The sequence below is a fragment of the Methylobacterium sp. Leaf91 genome, from assembly GCF_001422815.1.
Lineage (GTDB): Bacteria > Pseudomonadota > Alphaproteobacteria > Rhizobiales > Beijerinckiaceae > Methylobacterium.
In genome coordinates this window covers 172,879-192,710 of sequence record NZ_LMMP01000052.1, presented here as the reverse complement: position 1 = coordinate 192,710, position 19,832 = coordinate 172,879, and the positions used below count along the sequence as shown (strand labels likewise).

Below are 19,832 nucleotides of genomic sequence, written 5' to 3'. Positions count from 1 at the left end.
CAAGCCGCCTTACTTGCCCGACTTACTTGGGCGGAGCGTCCGCAGCCTCGCCCTGCTGCTGGATCAGCGGGGTGATGCGGCGTACCGTGACCCGACGGTTCTCCCGCGAGGCGTCCTGGGTGTTCACCTTCAGAGATTGCTCGCCATAGCCCTGGGTGGTCAGGTTCTCCGGCGGCACCTGGAAGTTCTGGCTGAGTACCGTCGCTACCGACTGGGCGCGACGATCCGAGAGCGACAGGTTGTCGACCTCACTGCCCACTGCATCGGTGTAACCCTCGATGAGGAACACTTCCTGCGGGTTGGCCTTCACCGCCTGGTTGATCGCCGCCGCAATGTTGCCGAGCCGCGAGGCCTGATCGGGTGTGACGTCGAACGATCCGGTATCGAAGGTGATCGTATCGATGTCGACGCTGCGCATCCGTGCCCGCAGCTGCGGGCTGTAGCGCACCTGATCGAGCGTGTAGCGGCGGTCCACCGCCACCACCGGCGGGGCGGACAGGGCCTCGTAGACCTGCCGCTCGTCGGCGCCCTCGTAATTCACCACGTAGCGGTCGCGGGGAATGCGGATGTCCGGCGGCGGCAGGTCGACGACATCCTCGTAGATCGGACGCTGGGGACCGCCGAAGCCGTTGTCGATGATCACGACCTCGCGGCCGTCGCGGAAGCGGCGCGAACGGCGCACGAGGCGGCCGTCATCGTCCACCACGGTGACGATCTGAATGCCGCCCGGACGGTCGAGATAGGTGATCGTGTCGCCGCCACGACGCTCGCTGCGGTAGGCACCGCGGTCGAGGTACCGGAAGCGCTCGTTCTCGTCGTGCCGGATGAAGTAATTGTCGCGGTCCCGCACGATGATGCGGCCAGGCTCGCGGATATAGGTCCGGCCGCCCTCGTTGAACTCGCGCCGGTCACGGCGGACTTCGTCGTAGCTGCGGACATCGTTCCCGCGGAACCCGCCCTCGACATAGCCGGGCCGGCCTGGACGGTTGAAGACGTCACGGCGATCCCGCTCGTCCTTGCGCTCGAACGCTTCGCGGCGTTCACGGTCGCGGCGCTCGATCTCGCTGCGCCGATCGGAATCGCCCGCTGCCGGGGTGCGGTCGGTATTTCCGGGACGGTTGGGCGTGCCGGGCCGGTTGTCGTCCGATGTGCCGCGCCGGTCATCCGGGCCGCGCCGGTCGTCGGAGTCACGCTTGTCATCGGAGCCACGCCGATCGTCAGGACCCCGCTTGTCGTCCCCCCGCCTGTCGTCCCCCCGCCTGTCGTCACGGTCGTTCTTGTCCTGCGCCTGACCCGGCGGGACGAACGGCTTTCCCGGAACCCCGGGACGGGCATTCGGAGCAGGCTTCGCGTCCGGCGCCTTGGTGTCAGGAGTCCTGGCATCAGGCGCCTTCGTGTCAGGCGTCTTGGCATCCGGGGTCTTGGCATCCGGGGTCTTTGCATCAGGCGTCTTGGCATCCGGCGTCTTGGCATCCGGCGTCGCGTCCGGTCCGGTGCGGCGGCCTGGCTCGGGCTTCTCGTTCCGGTCCGGCCTTTCATTCCGGTCCGGCTTGTCTCCGCGCTCCGGCCGGTTCTCCCGGTCGGGCCTCTCGGCGCGCTCCGGCTTGTCGCCGCGCTCGGGTTTGGCGCCCGTATCGGGTTTCTCGTTCCGGGCAGGACGGTCCGGGCGGGCGGGACGATCGGGTGTCGCGTCGCGCTCGGGAGTGGCGGGGGCACGCTCGCGGGGCGCCGGAGCCTCCTTGGGTGCCGGACGGGCGGGGGCCGGGTCCGCATCGCGCTCACGCGCGGCGGGAGGGGTCGGCCGTTCGGCCGGCGCACGGTCGGGCTTCTCGGGACGCTCAGGGCGCGCGGGCCGCTCGGCCGGGGCGCGTTCCTCGCGGGCAGGGGGCTTCTCCTGGCGCGGCTCGGGACGTTCCGCCCTTTCAGGACGTTCGGCCCTCTCAGGACGTTCGGCGCGCTCGGGACGCTCCGCTTTCTCAGGCCGCTCCGCCCGCTCGGGACGCTCGGCTCTCTCGGGCCGGGCCGCGCCGCCACGGGGAGCATCGCCGCCTCCGCGCGGATCACCGCGTTCGGCTCCGGGACCCGCCTGCGCGAGCAGCATCACGCCCGGCCCACCATTGTCGGGGCTGGCCGAAAGGGGGCCCGATAGGATCAGGGCCGGCAGCATGGTGCCGGTCAGAAAGAGCAGGCGGAGGTTCCGCATGGATGGTCACTCACAAAGGTTGATGTGGCCATCGGAACCGAATGGAGCCGGGATGGTTCCAAATTCATTCCCGGATCATTCGCCCGTACTCTGCCGCCCTGCGCGGCCTCAAAGTCGTGGCAGGCAGAGAAAACCGTTCACCGTCAGCGAGTTGCGTCCATGGCGCTTGGCGCGATCGACGACTCCGTGGGGGAATGCTCCCTCGTTCGTTCGGCGTTTCGGCGATGGCCTCTAGGGCGCTATGGACCGAGCCGGCGTCGCGATCATGTTCGGCGCGATAATGCGGATATTGGCGCGCTCTTCGCCGCTAGGGGGGGGCGTCTGAGCCGTGGCTCCGTCGCGAACCGAGCCGGATTCGGACAGGATGGCCCCGTTCCGGGTCGCCGCATCGGCGGCGATGGCGGCCACGGTCTTGTCCGCGCGGCCCGCGAGGGTGACGCGCACCTTCGGCCGCGACATGGCCTCCGCCTGCATCGGCGTCACGAAGATGTCGCCCTTGTGCCGGACGAGCATGCTCTCGGCCTTCACCAGGGACTGAGCCCAGGTCTGGTTCGCCTTCTTGCACGAACAATCGGGCGTGAAGCTCTTCTGGAACTTGAACGCGTTGGCGAGGGAGACGTAGGCACGGCTGCCCCTGATCGACGCGGCCTGTTTCAGGCCATCATCGCCATGAGGCATCGAATAGGCCACCGCCTCTGTGCCGGGGCAGAGAGCCTGGCACAGTTCGTTGGCCCCTTCGCGACCGTCGGGCAGATTGTTCATCGGGAAGTAGGCGCCGTCGCAGGTCCGGACACAGACGACCTGCGCCCCGCCCCGTCCGCGCTGCTCGCCCACGGGGCCGTCCACGACCTTCTGCCCGGTCTCGGCGCAGGAGGATGCAATGGCCGCCGTGAGTTGACGCCGCCGGGCGGCGGTGACTTCGCCGTTCTCCGCGCCGTACCCGGCCTGGAGCGCCCGGATGCGCTGCTCCACCGCGCCGCATTGCGGGGGGCGCGAATCGAAGAACAGGAACTTGCCGCCCTCGCAGCTCAGCGTCCGGTAATACGCCTCCAACCGGCCGATCTCGTTCTGCAGGGCGCGGGCGGTGTTGGCGCCGTCGCTGAGATTGGCGAGCTCGTAGCGGTATCGCTGGCACTGGGCGTTGGGTGCCTGTGCCTGCACGGCTGTCCCGAACGCGATGGCGGCCATGGCGGCGCCGAACGTTGCGACGAGCTTGCGGATCTGTGGAGGGATCAGCGGCATGACCTGTCAGGAACGGGTGTGAAGCTGGGCGGTTCCGGCCCTCGGACAGGGTACGGAAGAGCGCTTTAGCAAAGGTTGTCTAACCGCCCTCGCGAGAGCGGGACAGTGTTCCCACATGCCCATCGACAAACTTGAGGGGAATGGTGTGATGATGTGTCTTCGGAGTCTCACAAGCAGGGCGGTGGCTGTGGGGTTGGCCGGGCTGGCGATGGGCGGAGCGGTGGCCCGCGCAGACGATACGGACCGGATCTTCGACAAATCCACGGTGTGGCGTCCGCTCACCCCCAACGACAAGCTGGTGGTCTACGGCATCGACGACCCGGAGGTCTCCGGCATCGCCTGCTGGTACACGCAACCCGAGAAGGGCGGCATCAAGGGCACGCTTGGCCTCGCGGAGGACGTCTCCGACATCTCCCTCGCCTGCCGGCAGGTCGGGCCGGTGGCGTTCAAGAACCCGAAGGACAAGCTGAAACAGGGCGAGGTGGTCTTCAGCGAGCGACGGTCACTGATCTTCAAGTCGATGCAGATCGTCCGCGGCTGTGACGCGAAGCGTAATACGCTGATCTACATGGTCTATTCCGACAAGGTGATCCAGGGCTCACCCAAGAACTCCACCACGGCGGTGCCGCTGATGCCCTGGGGCACCACCGACGCGCCGCCCCGTTGCGGCGACTTCTTCAAGGGCTGATTCGGCTTTGGAGGCGGCGCCGGCATCGGGCCGGGCCGCCTCGAACGAGCGGGATCGATCCTTGCGGATCAGTCCTTGCCGATCAGTCCTTGCAGGTGATGCGGATCGGCGGCTCGACGGGCTTCGGCGCGGGCGGCTGATCGATGGTGCCGGTATAGTCCTCGGGAGCGGCCACGCCGAAGGAGCCGGCGACGGCGAAGCCTTGGGCCTCGCACCAGGCATCGGCCACGACCTGTCCGCAGGAGCCGCTGCCCGCCACCAGGCATTCGCCGACTCCGTAACCCTCGCCGGCGGGAATCAGGAACGTCTTCTCCACCTGACCGGGCACGCGGGCCGGCTTCTCGCCGTCATCGACGGCCAGGGCGGCGGAGGAAATGAGCGCAAAGGCGCAGAGAGCGCCGAGACCGGCAGCCGAGCGTCGCATGGGCAAGACCTTGATGACGGGATCCACGAAAGGCGGGATTCACCGGATGGGAGGATTCGCGTTTGGGAAAATCTCGGCCTCGTCGGTAAACAAATCCTTTCCGGATCGTCGCGACCTTGACCGAACCTCTCCCGGCGTCGTTCTCGAATTCATCACCGTTTTGGGGTAGCCCAGTTGCTCGGCAGGGTCCGTCGCCTCCGTGCAACACGCAGGGAGCTTGGCATCCGGCCCGTCCGATCACCTCGGTTCGGGGGCACGTGCCTCGCGAATCGTAAAAGTTGATCGGTTCTCGGGATTTAGGGCATGGGGACGGGCGGCCTCCACAGGTGGCGGCACGGTCGCGTTCCAGGGTTACGAAAGACGGTTTCATGGCGCCGATGTTGCGGCTCTACAACACCCTGACCCGCGAGAAGGCGCCGTTCGCGCCGATCGATCCGACGCATGTGCGGATGTATGCCTGCGGGCCGACGGTCTACGACGCGGCCCATATCGGCAATGCCCGGCCGATCATCGTCTTCGACCTGCTGTTCCGGCTGCTGCGCCATCTCTACGGCGAGGCGCATGTCACCTATGCCCGCAACGTCACGGACGTGGACGACAAGATCAACGCCCGCGCGGCCGAGCGCGGCATCACCATCCGCGAACTCACCGACGGGACCCTCGCCGCCTTTCACGGCGACATCCGCGACCTCGGCGTGCTGATGGCCGAGGATGTGAACGTGCCGGGCGAGCGCCCGCGCTTCATCGAGCCCCGCGCGACCGACCACATCACCGAGATGCACACGATCATCGAAGGGCTGGTCGCCTCCGGTCATGCCTATGTGGCGGAAGGCCATGTGCTGTTCGACGTGCCTTCGATGCCCGATTACGGCGCGCTCTCGAAGCGGCCCCTCGACGAGATGGAATCCGGCGCGCGGGTCGAGGTCGCCCCCTACAAGCGCTCGCCCCTGGATTTCGTCCTGTGGAAGCCCTCCAAGCCCGGCGAGCCGTCATGGCCCTCGCCGGCCGGCATCGCCGAGCCGGGGCGGCCGGGCTGGCACATCGAGTGCTCGGCCATGTCGTGGAAGCATCTGGGCAAGACCTTCGACATCCATGCCGGCGGTCTCGACCTGATCTTCCCCCATCACGAGAACGAGGTGGCCCAGTCGCGCTGCTGCTTTTCGACGGACGTCATGGCCAATGTCTGGCTCCATAACGGCTTCCTCCAGGTGGAGGGGCAGAAGATGTCCAAATCGCTGGGCAACTTCGTCACCCTGCGCGAAGTGCTGAAGGATTGGCCCGGGGAGGTCGTGCGCCTCGCCATGCTGAAGACGCATTACCGCCAGCCCATCGACTGGACCGTGCGCGGGCTGGAGGAGGCGGCGAAGATGATCGACCGCTGGTACGGCATCGTCGGCGACGTGACCGCCGGACCCGAGGCGCCGGCCTCGGTGGTGGAGCCACTCCTCGACGATCTCAACACCGCCGCCGCCCTCGCCGAGCTGCACCGCCTCGACGACCCGGCGACGCTGAAGGCCGGGGCGGGTCTCCTCGGCCTGCTCGCAGGCACGAAATCCGCGCGGGAGGATAAAGCCATCGCCGCTGCCGGCGTCGACGTGGCGGCCGTTGAGGCCGCGATCGAGGCCCGCCGCGCCGCCCGCGCCGCCAAGGACTGGCCCGCCTCGGACCGCGCCCGCGACGCCCTCGCCGCCATGGGCGTCACCGTGAAGGACAACAAGGACGGCACGACCACGTGGAGTGTGGTGCCATGATCGCCCCCTCGGACCGGCAGCCCATCGTCGTCGCCGATGCGGGGCCTCTGATCCGGCTCACCGCAGCGGGCATCCTCGATACGCTGCGCGGTCTCAACCGGCGGATCGTACTGGTGGACCGGGTCGAGGAAGAGGTGGTCGGTGACCTCTCCAAGCCCTTTGCTGCCGAGATCGCCGCCTGGATCGATGGCCTCGGCGAAGCCGCGCTCCGGGTGGAGACCGTGGTCGGCATCGGTGTCGCGGCCCTGCGCGCGCGGCCGCGGACTCCAGCGGGGGATGCCTTGCTCAAGTCAGCCCTGCGTGATTCCGGCGAACAGGCTCTGCGCGAGTTCGTGGCGCATTGGCACCCGACCGAGGCGAGTTCGGCGGTCGTGCTCTACGAAGATCGGAAGATCGCGACCCTCTTCCTCGACGTGGAGTTCCCCGTGACGCTGATGACGACACGCGCCTTCGTGGCGACAGTGACGCGCTGGGGCACCAATCAGGACGCGATCGCCGCCCTTGAAGCCATTTCCGGTCTCTATGACTTGAAGCCGGCCCTCGTCGGTGAGATCGACCCGAGCCAGCCCGGCGACCTGCGGACGTTACCGCAGCCGATGCCACCGATCCGAACTTGACCGGCCGTCTCCCCGCCCTTGTTTGGCGGCATGAACCTATACCAGTTCGTTCCCCGTCGAGAGAGACCCCAGATCCCCCCTTCGGCAGGAAAACCGACCCAGAATAGAAAACATACTTTCATCTAAGCTGCCTGAGATGCAAGGATGGCGGCATGACGAACGAACGCTCGGCACATGCGCCCTTCGAGGTTTCGGAGGGTCTTCGCGAGATCGGGCAGGCCATCAGGGCCGCGCGATTGCGCCGACGTCAGCCCGCATCCGACCTCGCGTCCCGCGTGGGGGTCTCCCTCCCGACCTTGCGCAAGCTCGAGAAAGGCGATCCTTCGGTTTCGCTCGGCGTCTTCGCCAGGGCCGTCTGGACTCTCGGCCTGTTCCCGGCCGTGCGGCGCGCGGTCAGCCCCGAGAACGACCATCTCGCCGCTTCCATCGAGACCAGCCGCCTTCCCAGCCGTGCGCGCCGCCCGCGCGACGTGAACCTCGATGACCTCTGACATCTATGTCCATGTCCGCCGCGAGGACGGGGCCACGGACCTCGTCGGCCGCTACCGGCTCGTCATGCCGGCGGCCGGTCGGTCCTATGGCGAATTCGCCTATGTCGGGTCCTGGCTGAAGAACAGTCATGGCCGGGCTTTCGCCCTGGACCCGGAACGCTTGCCGCTTCAGCCGGGGCCATTCAGGAGCACCATCCGTGGCCGACTTCCGGGCGTCCTGGCGGATGCCACTCCGGACCGTTGGGGGCGACGGCTCGTCGAACATCGTCGGCCTCACGATTCTCCCCCGATGATGCCGTCTGACTGGTTGCTTGCCCCCGGGGATGAGCGCGTCGGCTGCCTCGCCTTCTCCGAAACCCCGGCTCCCCCGTCACCGCGTCCGGGCTACGCGGCCACGGCCGATCTCGACGGCATCGCGGACGGGTTCGAGCGTCTCGAACGAGGCGAGGCGGTCGAAGGGCTGGCGGCCCACCTCTGGACGGCGGGCATGAGCATGGGGGGCGCCCGACCGAAAGCCGTCATCGAGTACGAGGGGACCTTATGGATCGCCAAGTTCCAAAGGCGGGACGACACCTACGACCAATGCAGCGCGGAGCACGCGACGATGCGTCTGGCATCCTGTTGCGGGATCGACGCCGCCGAAACTCGGGTTCTCGCCGTCGGGCCTCGCAAGGTCGTCCTGGTGAAGCGCTTCGACCGCGATGCGGCCCCCTACCACCCGACATGCCACTACCTGAGCGGATTGACCGCGCTCGGATTGGATGAAACCTCCGATTCCGGTACCTACCCCGACCTCGCCATGTTCCTCCTCCGGCACGGCGCGCGTCACGTGTCCGACCGCCATGAACTGTTCCGCCGCATGGTGTTCAATGTCCTGTGCGGCAACCGGGACGATCACCTCAAGAACCACGCCTTCCTCCGATGCGGCGACGGGTGGCGGTTGTCCCCGGCCTTCGACGTGGTCCCCCAACCGGATATGGATCCCCAGCAGGCCATCGGCGTCGGTCGATCCGGGAGCTACCCGACCACCGGAAACTGCCTGACACGGGTCGAGGATTTCGACCTCTCGCGGGACGAGGCTCGAGACATCGTCGCCACCCTCGCCATCCGCATGCGCTCCTGGCGTGCCGACTTCGTCGCCGACGGAGTCGACGATGCGACGGTCGAGCGGCTCGCACGCGCATTCTCGAAAGACCTCGACTGACCTCAGGCGCGGCGGGATTCCGCCGAACGCGCTGAGGACGACCATCGGTCGGGATCAGCGCCGATGGATGCAAGTCGATCTCAGCGAGGACCGACACGAGGTCCGGGCTTATCTTCCCGTTCCCGGGATAACCCGCTTCAGCGACAGGGTCGGCCCGGATGGCAGTTCGGGTTCCCGCCCGATGGCGGAGCCTGCCTCTGCTGGCGCTGAGCCGCCTGCTGTTGCTGCTGCATCATCTGTTGCCGCTGGGCGGCCTGTTGCTGTTGTTGCTAGGCCTGTATCTGCTGACGTTGCATCATCTGCTGGCGCTGGTGCATCTGCTGGCGCTGGGCCTGTTGCTGCTGCTGCTCCATCTGCATGCGCTGTTGCTGGCGGTTCTCCTGGATCTGAAGCCTCTGCTGCTGGCGTTGCAGGGCCTCGGAATCGGGGCCGCGTCGCGGCGGCTGGCCGGGCGCCTCGCGATTGGGGTTGGCCGGCTCCCGTCTGGCGCGTTCGGGGCCGTTCGGCTCGAAGCCCGGCCGGGCCACCCGATCACGGCCCGGACGCCCCTCGCGGGCGCGGTCGCTTTGCGGCTGGTCGAGGGTGGGACGCAGCTGCGGTCGTTCGGCTTTGGCGGCGGCGCGGGCCGCCTCCCGGCGCTCGATCCGCTCCCGGCGCAAGGCTGCGCGGTCGGCGGGATCGGCGTTGCCGCGTCCGGCTCCGGGGCCGGCGGAGTTCACCGCATCGGGCGGAGCACGACGGTCGGTGGCGGCCTTCCGGTCGGGCCCGGTCTTGCCGTCCCCCTGGCGCACGCGGTCGGGCGGTCCGCCGACGTCGCCGGACGGGCGCGTGTTCGCGACCGGCCTCGGCTCGGGCAAAGCCTTCGGGTCCGGCCGCGCGGCGCGCGGGTCTGGGACGCTCAATGCGGGGAGCGGGCGGCCGATGCGGGGATCGTTCGGTCTTTCGTCGCGGGCGCCCGGCGGCAGGCCGGGGCGGTCGCGGCGAGGGCCGTCGGCGTTGGGGCCGGCGTCATGACGGCCGGCGCGGTGCGACAGGGAGGGCGGCAGCGCCACCCGGGCGGCCAGGGCAGCAGCGCCGAGACCGGCCGCACCTCCGATGATCGCGGCGGCCGAAGGTCCGCGAGGCCGCTCGATGACGCGCCGGTTGATCTCGTTGATCACGACCGTGTTGTGGATGTTCCGGTAGATCACGTTGTCCGGCGGCGCGACGATGTAGGCGGGGGCGCTCACATAGGCCGGGACCGGCTCGAAGAGGGGGACGGGGAGGGCGAACAGCTCGTCCTCGGGCGGCGGCGCCGCGATGTCGACGATATAGGCCGGGCGGGGTGCCAGCACGCCGGGCGGCGGCGGGGGCAGGGCATAAGCCGGGTCGTCGAAGGCGACGACCTGCCGGTCGAAATGGCTCTCCTCTTCCGGCGGCGGCGGGGGCAGGTCGAAGGAGAGTGCGGTGAAGGCCTCGGGCGGACGCGGCGGGGCGGAGAGGCGGGCGAGGCGGCGGCGCACATCCGCCGCGTGCGGTCCGCGCGGGTAGCGCGAGAGGTAGGACCAGTAGGCGTCCTGCGTGCCCGCAGACAGGGCGCGGCGCCAAGTCGTCGCCTCGCGCCGGGCGGCCACGATGGCGCGCACGCGCTTGGCCATCGGGTCGTCGGGATAGGCCCCGAGGAAATCCTGGTAGCCTTGCAGCGTGTCGCGCTCGACCGCCACCGAATAGGCGTCCCGCGCGCCGATGTCGCCTAACGGCCGGTCGCGGAGGGCCGCGATCGGCTCGGGCTGCGCCGGGGCGGGCGCGTCGGCATTGCGCTCGAAGAACACGAACGGTGCCTCGATCCGGGCGTCGTCCCAGGGCATGGCCGCGCCTTTGGTGGTCTCGTTCACCCGCAGGCGCACCCGGTCGAAGAGGGCCGCCGGCTGGAGGCCGCCCTCGCGGATCATCTCCACCAAGGCCTGCGCATAGGCGCCATAGGCCCCCGTCTCGCCCGGCGCCACGGTGCCGGGCGCCGCGTTGTAGGCGATGAGGCTACCGGGTTCGGCCTCTACCAGGGCGAGACCGCCGGCGAGCGGTTCGCCCGTCTTCAGAACGGGTTGGCGCGGGCCGCATCGAGCACCACGAACCGGGCCTTCAACGGCACGGTGGAGAGGCGCTTGAGATAGTCTGATACCCGCAGGGCCGCGACCGGAACGTCGACGGCGGTGACGATGCGGGCATTCACCGGCGCGAAGAAGGTCTCGCCCTCGAACTGCAGCCCGTATCCGGCGAGATAGACGAAGGCCACCGTGTCCGGCCCCGAGGCCGCCGCCTTGTCGAGGAAGTCGCGCAGGGCTTTGCGCAGGGCATCCTCGTCGAGGTCGCGCGCCCCCACCACGTCGAACTCCGCCGCCGCATCACGCTGCGAGCGACATCATACGGAGCATCGCGGACGACCAGAGCGCGAGCCATCGCACAATCGTGCAGGAGGGGGGCCTCGTCCAGGGATGACCGGAATCGGCCTTACCAAATCCTCGCTCCGAGCGGCGACGATCGCGACTCAGGGATGCGCCTGTCCGCTGGGCCGGTGATCGAAGGTCTACGTTCGATGTCCGCTCTTACTCGGCACGATCGATCGGTGCCCGGAGTGCTTTCGCCACCCTCGGTGACGTTCCGGCGGCACTTTCCATCACTGAGCCGACCGTTGTGCCGAATGTCGTGTTCCTTATCGGCCTACGCGTCCTTTCAACGTACGACATTGTCGGTCATGGAGGTCTTCGCTAGGCAGAGGGCGTCGCGCTTGGTGCCGTTTTTCAGAAAAATATTTACTTATATACTACAATTAACGTCTTTAATTTGTCGATAAGAAATAGTTTGGAGCTTTTCCAGAGAGTAGTGGAATTACAACAGGTGTTTAAGAACTTGATTACGCCCACTCATGATGGATGAGGCGTGCTTGTAGCGAACATCTTTGTCCTTCTACAGATCTCGATGCCGGCCAAGACATGCCGAGACTTGAGACGACGACATCATGAATAAGCTAAAAGAAGAATTATATTGCAGCACAGTGCTGCGCCCGCTCGTCGTTTTGAAGATGACGACCATCCTGGCGATCGGTGTCGTGCCGTTCTCCGGTGCGCGAGCCCAGGTGCTCCCGGCCGAGCAGGCGGTGGTGTTGTCGGAATTGTCGGTGATCGGCAGTGGCGAACGGGCGAACGGCCCCGTCACCGGCTACCGGGCGAGCCGTTCCGCGACCTCGACCCGGACGGACACCGCCCTGCGCGACTCTCCGCAATCGGTCCAAGTCGTGCCCCGTGACGTGCTCATCGACCAGCAGGACGTCCGCCTGACCGATGCGCTCACCAATGTGAGCAATGTCCAGCCCGCCGGCACCATCCAGGGCCGGTCCGACACTTATGTGCTGCGCGGCTTCAACACGCAGACCTACGCGATCGACGGCGTGCTGCTGAACCCGGCCAACACGTTCCAACCGACACAGCGCGACCTCGCCAATGTCGAGCGCGTGGAAGTTCTCAAGGGCCCCACCTCCGTGCTCTATGGCAGGGGCGATCCCGGTGGCCTGATCAACATCGTCACGCGCCAGCCCATGCTCACGCCCTCCGCGGACCTCACCCTGCAGGGCGGGTCTTACGCATTCCGGCGGCTTCAGGGCTCGGTGACGGGGGCCGTTCCCGGGACGGAAGGGCTCGCCGCCCGCTTCAGCTTCGCCACGCAGGACGACCCCACCTTCCGGGATTTCGGTGGCCCTTCCAATTCGCGGCATTTCTTCGCGCCGTCCTTGTTGTGGACGCCCGACGCATCGACGCGGATCTCCCTGAGTGCCGAGTTCTCGCGCCAGCACAGCCAGTATGACGAAGGTCTCACGGCTTTCCAGGGCCGGGTGCCCCTGGACAACATCCGCCGTTACTACGGCGAGTCATGGTCCCGGTATTATGGCGAATCGAACTCCATCACCCTGCGGGCCGAGCATGACGTCAACGAAAGCCTGACCCTGCGGCAGGTGATCAACGGCCAGTGGGGCCAGTTCGATGTGTTGGCCACCCGCGCCACCGGGGTGAGCGCGAACGGGGCGTCGCTGACGCGGCGTCTGTCCGAGGTCGAGTCCATCTACAACTCGATCGACAGCCAGACGGAAGCCGTCGCCCGTTTCGACCTGTTCGGCTTCCGCCACACGGCCCTGTTCGGCGTCGAAATCGTCGACGGTTACCGTCATCCCTATACGCAGCAGGGGACAGCAAGCGCGGTTTCCTTCCTCAACCCGATCCGGGGATCGATCCCGCAGATCGGAACGCTCGCCCTGCAGAGTGACCTGCGGCAGAACCTGTTCATGGTCGGCACCTACATGCAGGACCAGATCGAGCTGGCCCAGGGGCTGCAACTCGTCCTCGGCGTCCGTGTGGATACGGCCAACCAGCTGTATTTTCAGCGCACCCTCACCAACAACACCGTCCCACCCACGCGGGACGTCACCGGAACCTCACCGCGCGTCGGCCTGGTCTGGCGGCCGATCGAGCCGCTCACCGTCTATGGAAGCTACACGACTTCTTTCACCCCACAGACCGCCAACGTCATCGGTGGCCTTACGCCGGCGCCGGAGACCGGCGAGCAGGTCGAGATCGGCACGCGCGTCGACCTGATCCCCAATCGCCTCACCCTGAGCGCCGCCGCCTTCCGGATCGTTCGGGCGAACGTCGCCGCGGCCGACCCAATCAATACCGGCTTCTCCATCATCACCGGCGAGCAGCGTTCGCAGGGCGTCGAGGCCGACATTGCGGGCGAGATCCTGCCCGGATGGAGGATCATCGGCGGTATCGGCTATCTCGATGCAAAGGTGACGCAGGATACGACGATCGCCATCGGCAACCGGCTCCCGGCTGCCCCGACCTTCAGCACCAGCCTGTGGTCGACCTACCAGTTCCAGAGCGGCCCGATGCGGGGCTGGGGCTTCGGCGGCGGCGTCACCTATGTGGGCGAGCGCTTCGGCGACATCACCAACAGTTACAAGGTCGGCGCCTATGCGCGCCTCGACGCGACCTTGTTCTACGAGATCGACCCGACATGGCGTTTCGCCGTGAACGGCCGCAACCTCACGGATCGCCGCTACATCGAGCAGCCCTTCAATCAGTTCAACAATCTCCCCGGCGCACCGCTCACCGTCCTCGCCAGCGTGACGGCCCGCTACTGAGGTAAGCCTCGCTGCCTGCCGCAAGTCACACCTCGCGCCCGGCCGGTCGCGGGATGTGACGCGGTGCGGCGACCGAGATCGGCGGCCCCATCACCGGCCCCGGTAGGGCCGATCCCGCCTCTGGCACTGCGGTCTCCTGCGACGGTGGGGCCTGACGCCGTCGCGCCTATTGCTTGCTCGCCTATTGCTTGGCGCGATTGATCAGCGCCTGGAGCGCTCTCGCCACGGGCTCGGTGACGTTCTTGCGGTACTTCTTATGGACGAGCTGGCCGTTGTGATAAATGTCGTGCTCGACATAGAGCCGCTCGCCATCCCACCGCACCACATTGTCGGTCTCGGAGGTCTCCGTCACCCCGAGATCGTCGCGCAGGGTGATGTTGCTGGGCTGTGTCAACATATCGGGTCCTTTCAAGCGTTTCCGGTGCATCGGGCGCGTGGGATGCGGCTTTGTCCCGTGGATGGCGGAGCGGGCTTTGCGAAAACGGTCCGCGCAATGCCGGTGAACCGGGCTGTCCCTCGCCGAGCCGCCATGGCACGCACCTCACCCATCCGGCCCCGACGCCTCGTTGTCCCTCTGGCGGGTCGCACGGCTGCAACCCACCGTCGTTTCGCCGATCTTACGGAGCGGCGGCGTTCGATGCCAGCACGAAGCCGGCCTCCATCGCTCAACGCACGGTCACCTGGTTCTTGATCCGCTCATAGGTCGACCGGCTGAGGACGCGTTTCGAGAGAAGCTGATCCACCGAGGCGTAGGGCCTGCGCTGGGTGATGGCGCGGCCGATCATGCCGCCACCCTTGAGGCCGTTGAGTTCCGCCACCGAGGCGGTGTTGAGATCCACCACGGAGACCGCCGCCGGCCCCGCATTGTCGATGGCCTGCTGCGTTTCCGACGGGGTCGCGTTCAGCGGAGGGCTCTCGGCCAGGGGCGCCACGGGGCCGCCATAGGGGAGGGGGGGCGGGTTCAGTGTGGAATTCCCCGTTCCTTCCGGCGAGCCGGCCGGTGCGGACTGCCGGGGCAGCGGCCGGATCGGCGAGGGCGGCAGGACGGAGGCCGGTGGGGCTTCCTGCGGGGCGGCGGGTGCCGGTTCCGCGCGAGGTTGCGGCGCAGTCGCGACGGTTCTCGGTGGGCTGGCCTTGGTCGGCTCGGTGCGCTGCACCGTCGGCGCGGGGGGCGGAGCGTCGGCACCCTGCGGCCAGAAGGCCTGGACCAGACCCGCCAGCGCCGCCGCCGCGACGAAGAGCACCACCACCCGTAGAAGAGTCGAACCGCTGAGCATCCAACCCGCCTCACGCGCACAATGCGGCTGAGATTCTAACATGGGACACAAAGCAAAGTCTTGCCGTCATGCCCGATCTCCTCAGGCGCGTGCACAATGAAGCGGATCGACTGAGCCCGCCGGTCGCCTCAGGCTGTCGCGCCGACACCGCGTGGGAATCTTATCGTGCACCCTACGACGCATCGACGGGCGCGGTCGCTCCCGTCATGGTCCGCCGCGATGTCCACCGCCTCCCTCGCCCCCTTGCTGAACCGGTTCGTCGTCGAGCGCGTGGGCGCCCTGCGCTACCTGCCGGCGCTGTTTCGCCTCGTCTATGCCGCGAGCCCGCGCCTGCTGATGGCGAGCATCGCTCTGCGTCTCGCGCGGGCGAGCCTGCCGGTGCTGATGCTCTATCTCGGCAAGCTCATCCTCGACGCCATCGTCGCCGAACATGCCCGTCCCCATCCCGCCGGAACCGGCCTCGCCGGCTGGATGGCGGACCCGGCCCTCGCCCGATTGGCCGGTCTCGTGGCGGTGGAGCTCGGCCTCGCCATCCTGTCCGATCTGCTCGGGCGGCTGAGCACCCTCACCGATGGGCTGGTCGCGGACCGCTACGCCAATGCCGCCACCCTGCGGCTGATGCGCCACGCCGCCGCCCTCGACCTCGAGCAATTCGAGGACAGCGCCCAGCAGGATCGGCTCGAACGCGCCCGCCGGCAGGTGACCGGGCGCTCCAACCTGCTGTTCCAGCTCTTCGGGCAGGGGCAGGACCTCATCACGCTCGTCGCCTTCGGGATCGGTCTGGCCGCCTACGCGCCCTGGCTGATCCTGCTACTCGCCGGCTCCCTCGTGCCGGCCTTCCTGAACGAGCTCTACTTCAACCGGCAGGGCTATCGCCTCGCCTGGACCCGCACCCCCGAGCGGCGGCAGATCGACTATCTGCGCTATCTCGGGGCCAGCGTGGAATCGGCCAAGGAGGTCAAGCTCTTCGGCCTCAACGCCTATATCGCCGAACGCTACCGGATCGTGGCCGCCAAGCTCCTCGACGACAACCGCTCCCTCGCCATCCGCCGGGCCGGCTGGGGCGGCCTCTTCGCGGCCTTGGGCACGCTCGCCTATTACGCGGCCTATGCCACCATCGTCTGGCGCACGGTGGCAGGCGCTTTCTCCATCGGCGACCTCGCCTTCCTCGCCGGTTCGTTCCAGCGCCTGCGCGGCCTGATCGAGGGCCTGCTGCTCGGCTTCTCGCAGATCTCCTCGCAGGCGCAGTATCTCGAAGACCTGTTCTCGTTCTTCGAGGTGGTGCCGCTGATCCGCTCGCCGGAGCGGCCCGTGCCGTTCCCGCAGCCGATCACCGAGGGCATCGTCTTCGAGGAGGTCGGGTTCCGCTATCCCGGCACCGAGACCTGGGCGGTCCGGTCCTTGAGCTTCCGCCTCGCCGCCGGGGAAGTGCTGGCCCTGGTGGGCGAGAACGGGGCCGGCAAGACCACGATCGTCAAGCTCCTGACCCGGCTCTACGATCCCACCGAGGGCCGCGTGCTGCTCGATGGCCGGCCGCTCGCCGATTACGACCTCGACGACCTGCGCGCCCGAATCGGCGTGATCTTCCAGGATTTCGTGCGCTTCGATTTCACCGCCGCGGAGAACGTCGCCGTCGGGCGCATCGAGGAGCGTGAGGACGCCGCCCGCATCGCCCGTGCCGCCGGGCGCAGCCTCGCCGACGGCGTGATCGAACGCCTGCCGCTGGGCTACGACCAGCCGCTCGGCAAGCGCTTCGCCGACGGTGTCGACCTCTCCGGCGGCCAATGGCAGAAGATCGCGCTCAGCCGGGCCTATATGCGCGAGGCCGAGATCCTGATCCTCGACGAGCCCACGGCCGCCCTCGACGCGCGCGCCGAGTTCGAGGTGTTCCAGCGCTTTCGCGATCTCAGCCGGGGCCGCAGCTGCGTGCTGATCTCGCACCGCTTTTCCACCGTGCGCATGGCCGACCGCATCCTCGTCCTCGACGGGGGCAAGGTCATCGAGGCCGGAACGCACGAGGAACTCCAGGCGAGGGGCGGGCGCTACGCCGAATTGTTCGAGCTGCAGGCCGCCGGCTATCGCTGAGGCGCCGGCGGGTATGCTTCCGCGACAACACAGGGGCGACGCGACCTCCCGCGCGGCCCGAGGGCGTTGCATCTCGTCTCCAGAACCATCATTGCACGAAACAGATTTTCGGACCGTTCGGCTTGCCCTCCCCTGGATGAGGCGAAGCCGAAGAGTCGGCAGTTCGACACCGTCCGTGATCGTCCAGACATGAGAATAGAGATATGAAGACGCGCGCTGCGGTCGCGTGGGAGGCCAAGAAGCCCCTCACCATCGAGACCATCGACATCGAAGGCCCCAAGGCCGGCGAAGTCCTCATCGAGCTGATGGCCACCGGCATCTGCCACACCGATGCCTATACGCTGTCGGGCCTCGATTCCGAGGGCAAGTTCCCGGCGATCCTCGGCCACGAGGGCGCGGGCATCGTCCGCGAGCTCGGCGCCGGGGTCACGGACCTGAAGGTCGGCGACCACGTCATCCCGCTCTACACCCCGGAATGCCGCAGCTGTAAGTCCTGCCTGTCGCAGCGCACCAACCTCTGCACCGCGATCCGCTCCACGCAGGGCCAGGGCGTGATGCCGGACGGCACCTCGCGCTTCTCCTGCGTCTCCACCGGCGGCAGCCCGGGCGGCTCGAACAGCCTGTTCCACTACATGGGCTGCTCGACCTTCTCGAACTTCACGGTCCTGCCGGCCATCGCGCTCGCCAAGATCCGCGAAGACGCTCCCTTCGACAAGATCTGCTACATCGGCTGCGGCGTCACCACCGGCATCGGTGCGGTGATCTACACCGCCAAGGTCTGGCCCGGCGCGAACGTCGTGGTGTTCGGCCTCGGCGGCATCGGCCTCAACGTTCTCCAGGCCGCCCGGATGGTCGGTGCCGACAAGATCATCGGCGTCGACATCAACCCGGACAAGCAGGAGATGGCCCGCAAGTTCGGCATGACCCACTTCATCAACCCGAAGGAGGTCGGCAACGATCACGTCGTCTCGGCGATCCTCGACGTCACCGGCGGCGGCGCGGACTTCTCGTTCGACTGCACCGGCAACGTCCACGTCATGCGTCAGGCCCTCGAATGCTGCCATCGCGGCTGGGGCGAATCGATCGTCATCGGCGTGGCCGAGGCCGGCAAGGAGATCTCCACCCGTCCGTTCCAGCTCGTCACCGGCCGCGTCTGGAAGGGCTCGGCCTTCGGCGGCGCCCGCGGCCGCACCGACGTGCCGAAGATCGTCGACTGGTACATGGAGGGCAAGATCAACATCGACGACCTGATCACGCACACCATGCCGCTCGAAGACATCAACCACGGTTTCGACCTGATGCACGAGGGCAAGTCGATCCGCTCGGTGGTGGTTTACTGAAGACGTGAGCATCCCCTCTCCCCGCTTGCGGGGAGAGGGGCGCGACGACCCTGTCGTCGGCGCGTCGAGGCGGCAGCCGACGGTGAGGGGGCGTCGCCGTATGAGTCTCCTCCGACACCGCCCCCTCACCATCGCTTCGGCTTCGCCTCCGCTCGTCGCGGACACGGCAAGGTGTCCGCGATCCTCTCCCCGCGTGCGGGGAGAGGGGGCATGCGCACCTTCCGATGAGCTTCGCTAAATACGATCCACTCACCCCCATCAGGAGATCACCGCATGGAAACCATCTCGAAGGCCCGCGCCCATGGCGGCACGCAGGGCGTCTACAAGCACGATGCCAAGACCACCGGCTGCCCCATGACCTTCGCGGTGTTCGTGCCGCCGCAGGCCGAGAACGGCCCGGTGCCGGTGCTCTGGTACCTGTCCGGCCTCACCTGCACCCATGCCAACGTCATGGACAAGGGCGAGTACCGCCGCGCCGCCGCCGAGCATGGCGTGATCATCGTGGCGCCGGATACCAGCCCGCGCGGCGCGGATATTCCCGACGAGGCCGGCAACTGGCAGTTCGGCTCGGGCGCCGGCTTCTATGTCGACGCGACCGAGGCGCCCTACGCCACCAATTACCGGATGTGGAGCTACGTCACCGAGGAGCTCCCCGCCCTCATCGCCGAGAACTTCCCGGCGGACATGTCCCGCCAGGGCATCTTCGGCCACTCCATGGGCGGCCACGGCGCGCTGACCATCGCGCTCACCTATCCCGACCGTTTCAGGTCCTGCTCGGCCTTCGCGCCCATCGCCCAGCCCTCCACGGCCGGATGGTCGAAGCCCGCCTTCGAGAAGTATCTCGGGACCAACGAGGCGGCCTGGCGCGCGCATGACGCCACCGCGCTGATCGAGGACGGCAAGCGCTTTTCGGAGTTCCTCGTGGATCAGGGCACGGCCGACAGCTTCCTCGATGACGGGCTGCGGCCCTGGCTGCTCGAAGAGGCTTGCAAGACAGCCGGCATCCCGCTGACCCTCAACATGCGTGAGGGCTACGACCACTCGTACTACTTCATCTCGACCTTCATGGCCGACCACATCGCCTGGGCCGCCGCGCGTCTGAAGTAAGGCATCCACCACGCACTCCATCCCCGGCCTGTCGCGCCGGGGGTGGGTTCATCGGCCGTCGTCCGAGACGGGCCGCACTCCGCCACGCAGAGCGTCGCGTCGAGAACGGGCCCCGGCCCTCATCCGGTTCCACCCCTTCGATCCGCTGCCTCACGCCTCGATCCCGCATCGTTGCCGCCACCGACATCTCCAGCAGGCTGAGTGCGCACAAGCATTACAACCTGCGCGGCCTG

General features: G+C 67.7%; 16 protein-coding genes. 9 read left to right on the top strand and 7 right to left on the bottom strand.

Going from position 1 to position 19,832, the window contains the following annotated elements; genetic code table 11:
- Nucleotides 1-22 precede the first annotated feature (22 nt).
- Together ASF32_RS24020 and ASF32_RS24015 are read right to left on the bottom strand one after the other, a co-directional pair.
- Complete coding sequence (locus ASF32_RS24020) at nucleotides 23-2,203, bottom strand: OmpA family protein (RefSeq protein ID WP_056434629.1); 2,181 nt, start codon at nucleotides 2,201-2,203, stop codon at nucleotides 23-25.
- A gap of 231 nt (nucleotides 2,204-2,434) precedes the next feature.
- Nucleotides 2,435-3,445: a DUF2865 domain-containing protein gene (locus tag ASF32_RS24015; RefSeq protein ID WP_056434626.1), complete on the bottom strand. Its 1,011-nt coding sequence runs from the start codon at nucleotides 3,443-3,445 to the stop codon at nucleotides 2,435-2,437.
- 151 nt (nucleotides 3,446-3,596) lie between these two features.
- Here ASF32_RS24015 and ASF32_RS24010 point away from each other — a divergent pair, with 151 nt between their 5' ends.
- Nucleotides 3,597-4,133, top strand: coding sequence for a CreA family protein (locus ASF32_RS24010; RefSeq protein WP_200919251.1), 537 nt, complete (start codon nucleotides 3,597-3,599; stop codon nucleotides 4,131-4,133).
- Between the two features lie 82 nt (nucleotides 4,134-4,215).
- On the opposite strand, the gene ASF32_RS24005 is transcribed toward ASF32_RS24010, so the two are convergent.
- Nucleotides 4,216-4,557, bottom strand: coding sequence for a hypothetical protein (locus ASF32_RS24005; protein WP_056434739.1), 342 nt, complete (start codon nucleotides 4,555-4,557; stop codon nucleotides 4,216-4,218).
- Nucleotides 4,558-4,925: 368 nt separating this feature from the next.
- Between ASF32_RS24005 and cysS the strand changes: the two genes are divergently transcribed.
- The 4 genes from cysS (at nucleotide 4,926) to ASF32_RS23985 (ending at nucleotide 8,620) form a co-directional block, all read left to right on the top strand.
- Nucleotides 4,926-6,308: a cysteine--tRNA ligase gene (gene cysS / locus ASF32_RS24000; protein ID WP_056434623.1), complete on the top strand. Its 1,383-nt coding sequence runs from the start codon at nucleotides 4,926-4,928 to the stop codon at nucleotides 6,306-6,308.
- Nucleotides 6,305-6,925 (top strand): hypothetical protein, encoded by a 621-nt coding sequence (locus tag ASF32_RS23995; protein ID WP_056434621.1) that lies wholly within the window; start codon nucleotides 6,305-6,307, stop codon nucleotides 6,923-6,925. The genes cysS and ASF32_RS23995 overlap by 4 nt, the downstream gene beginning before the upstream one ends.
- A 152-nt stretch (nucleotides 6,926-7,077) precedes the next feature.
- Nucleotides 7,078-7,416 carry a helix-turn-helix domain-containing protein gene (locus tag ASF32_RS23990; protein WP_027170965.1) on the top strand — a complete coding sequence of 113 codons (339 nt, stop codon included), beginning with the start codon at nucleotides 7,078-7,080 and terminating at the stop codon, nucleotides 7,414-7,416.
- The gene (locus ASF32_RS23985) at nucleotides 7,406-8,620 is read left to right on the top strand and encodes a type II toxin-antitoxin system HipA family toxin (RefSeq protein WP_056434618.1); all 1,215 of its coding nucleotides are present in this window, start codon (nucleotides 7,406-7,408) and stop codon (nucleotides 8,618-8,620) included. Before ASF32_RS23990 ends, ASF32_RS23985 begins: the two co-directional genes overlap by 11 nt.
- A 269-nt stretch (nucleotides 8,621-8,889) precedes the next feature.
- Here ASF32_RS23985 and ASF32_RS25680 read toward each other — a convergent pair whose 3' ends face one another.
- Both ASF32_RS25680 and ASF32_RS23975 read right to left on the bottom strand, forming a co-directional pair.
- Nucleotides 8,890-10,659, bottom strand: coding sequence for a caspase family protein (locus ASF32_RS25680; RefSeq protein WP_348271433.1), 1,770 nt, complete (start codon nucleotides 10,657-10,659; stop codon nucleotides 8,890-8,892).
- Nucleotides 10,660-10,691: 32 nt separating this feature from the next.
- Nucleotides 10,692-10,982, bottom strand: a complete 291-nt coding sequence (locus tag ASF32_RS23975; protein ID WP_056434612.1) for a caspase family protein — start codon at nucleotides 10,980-10,982, stop codon at nucleotides 10,692-10,694.
- A 696-nt stretch (nucleotides 10,983-11,678) separates the two neighbouring features.
- On the opposite strand from ASF32_RS23975, the gene ASF32_RS23970 reads away from it, so the two are divergent.
- A complete protein-coding gene (locus ASF32_RS23970; RefSeq protein WP_200919247.1) occupies nucleotides 11,679-13,790 on the top strand; it encodes a TonB-dependent siderophore receptor in 2,112 nt (703 codons plus the stop codon).
- A 181-nt stretch (nucleotides 13,791-13,971) separates the two neighbouring features.
- Here ASF32_RS23970 and ASF32_RS23965 read toward each other — a convergent pair whose 3' ends face one another.
- Entirely contained in the window at nucleotides 13,972-14,187 is a 216-nt protein-coding gene (locus ASF32_RS23965) for a hypothetical protein (protein WP_018041891.1), read from the bottom strand.
- A gap of 268 nt (nucleotides 14,188-14,455) precedes the next feature.
- A complete protein-coding gene (locus ASF32_RS23960; protein ID WP_056434609.1) occupies nucleotides 14,456-15,067 on the bottom strand; it encodes a helix-hairpin-helix domain-containing protein in 612 nt (203 codons plus the stop codon).
- A gap of 219 nt (nucleotides 15,068-15,286) precedes the next feature.
- On the opposite strand from ASF32_RS23960, the gene ASF32_RS23955 reads away from it, so the two are divergent.
- The 3 genes from ASF32_RS23955 (at nucleotide 15,287) to fghA (ending at nucleotide 19,599) form a co-directional block, all read left to right on the top strand.
- Nucleotides 15,287-17,152, top strand: coding sequence for an ABC transporter ATP-binding protein (locus ASF32_RS23955; protein ID WP_056434605.1), 1,866 nt, complete (start codon nucleotides 15,287-15,289; stop codon nucleotides 17,150-17,152).
- Between the two features lie 203 nt (nucleotides 17,153-17,355).
- Nucleotides 17,356-18,492 (top strand): S-(hydroxymethyl)glutathione dehydrogenase/class III alcohol dehydrogenase, encoded by a 1,137-nt coding sequence (locus tag ASF32_RS23950; RefSeq protein ID WP_056434602.1) that lies wholly within the window; start codon nucleotides 17,356-17,358, stop codon nucleotides 18,490-18,492.
- 273 nt (nucleotides 18,493-18,765) lie between these two features.
- Nucleotides 18,766-19,599: an S-formylglutathione hydrolase gene (gene fghA, locus ASF32_RS23945; RefSeq protein WP_056434600.1), complete on the top strand. Its 834-nt coding sequence runs from the start codon at nucleotides 18,766-18,768 to the stop codon at nucleotides 19,597-19,599.
- Nucleotides 19,600-19,832: the final 233 nt, after the last annotated feature.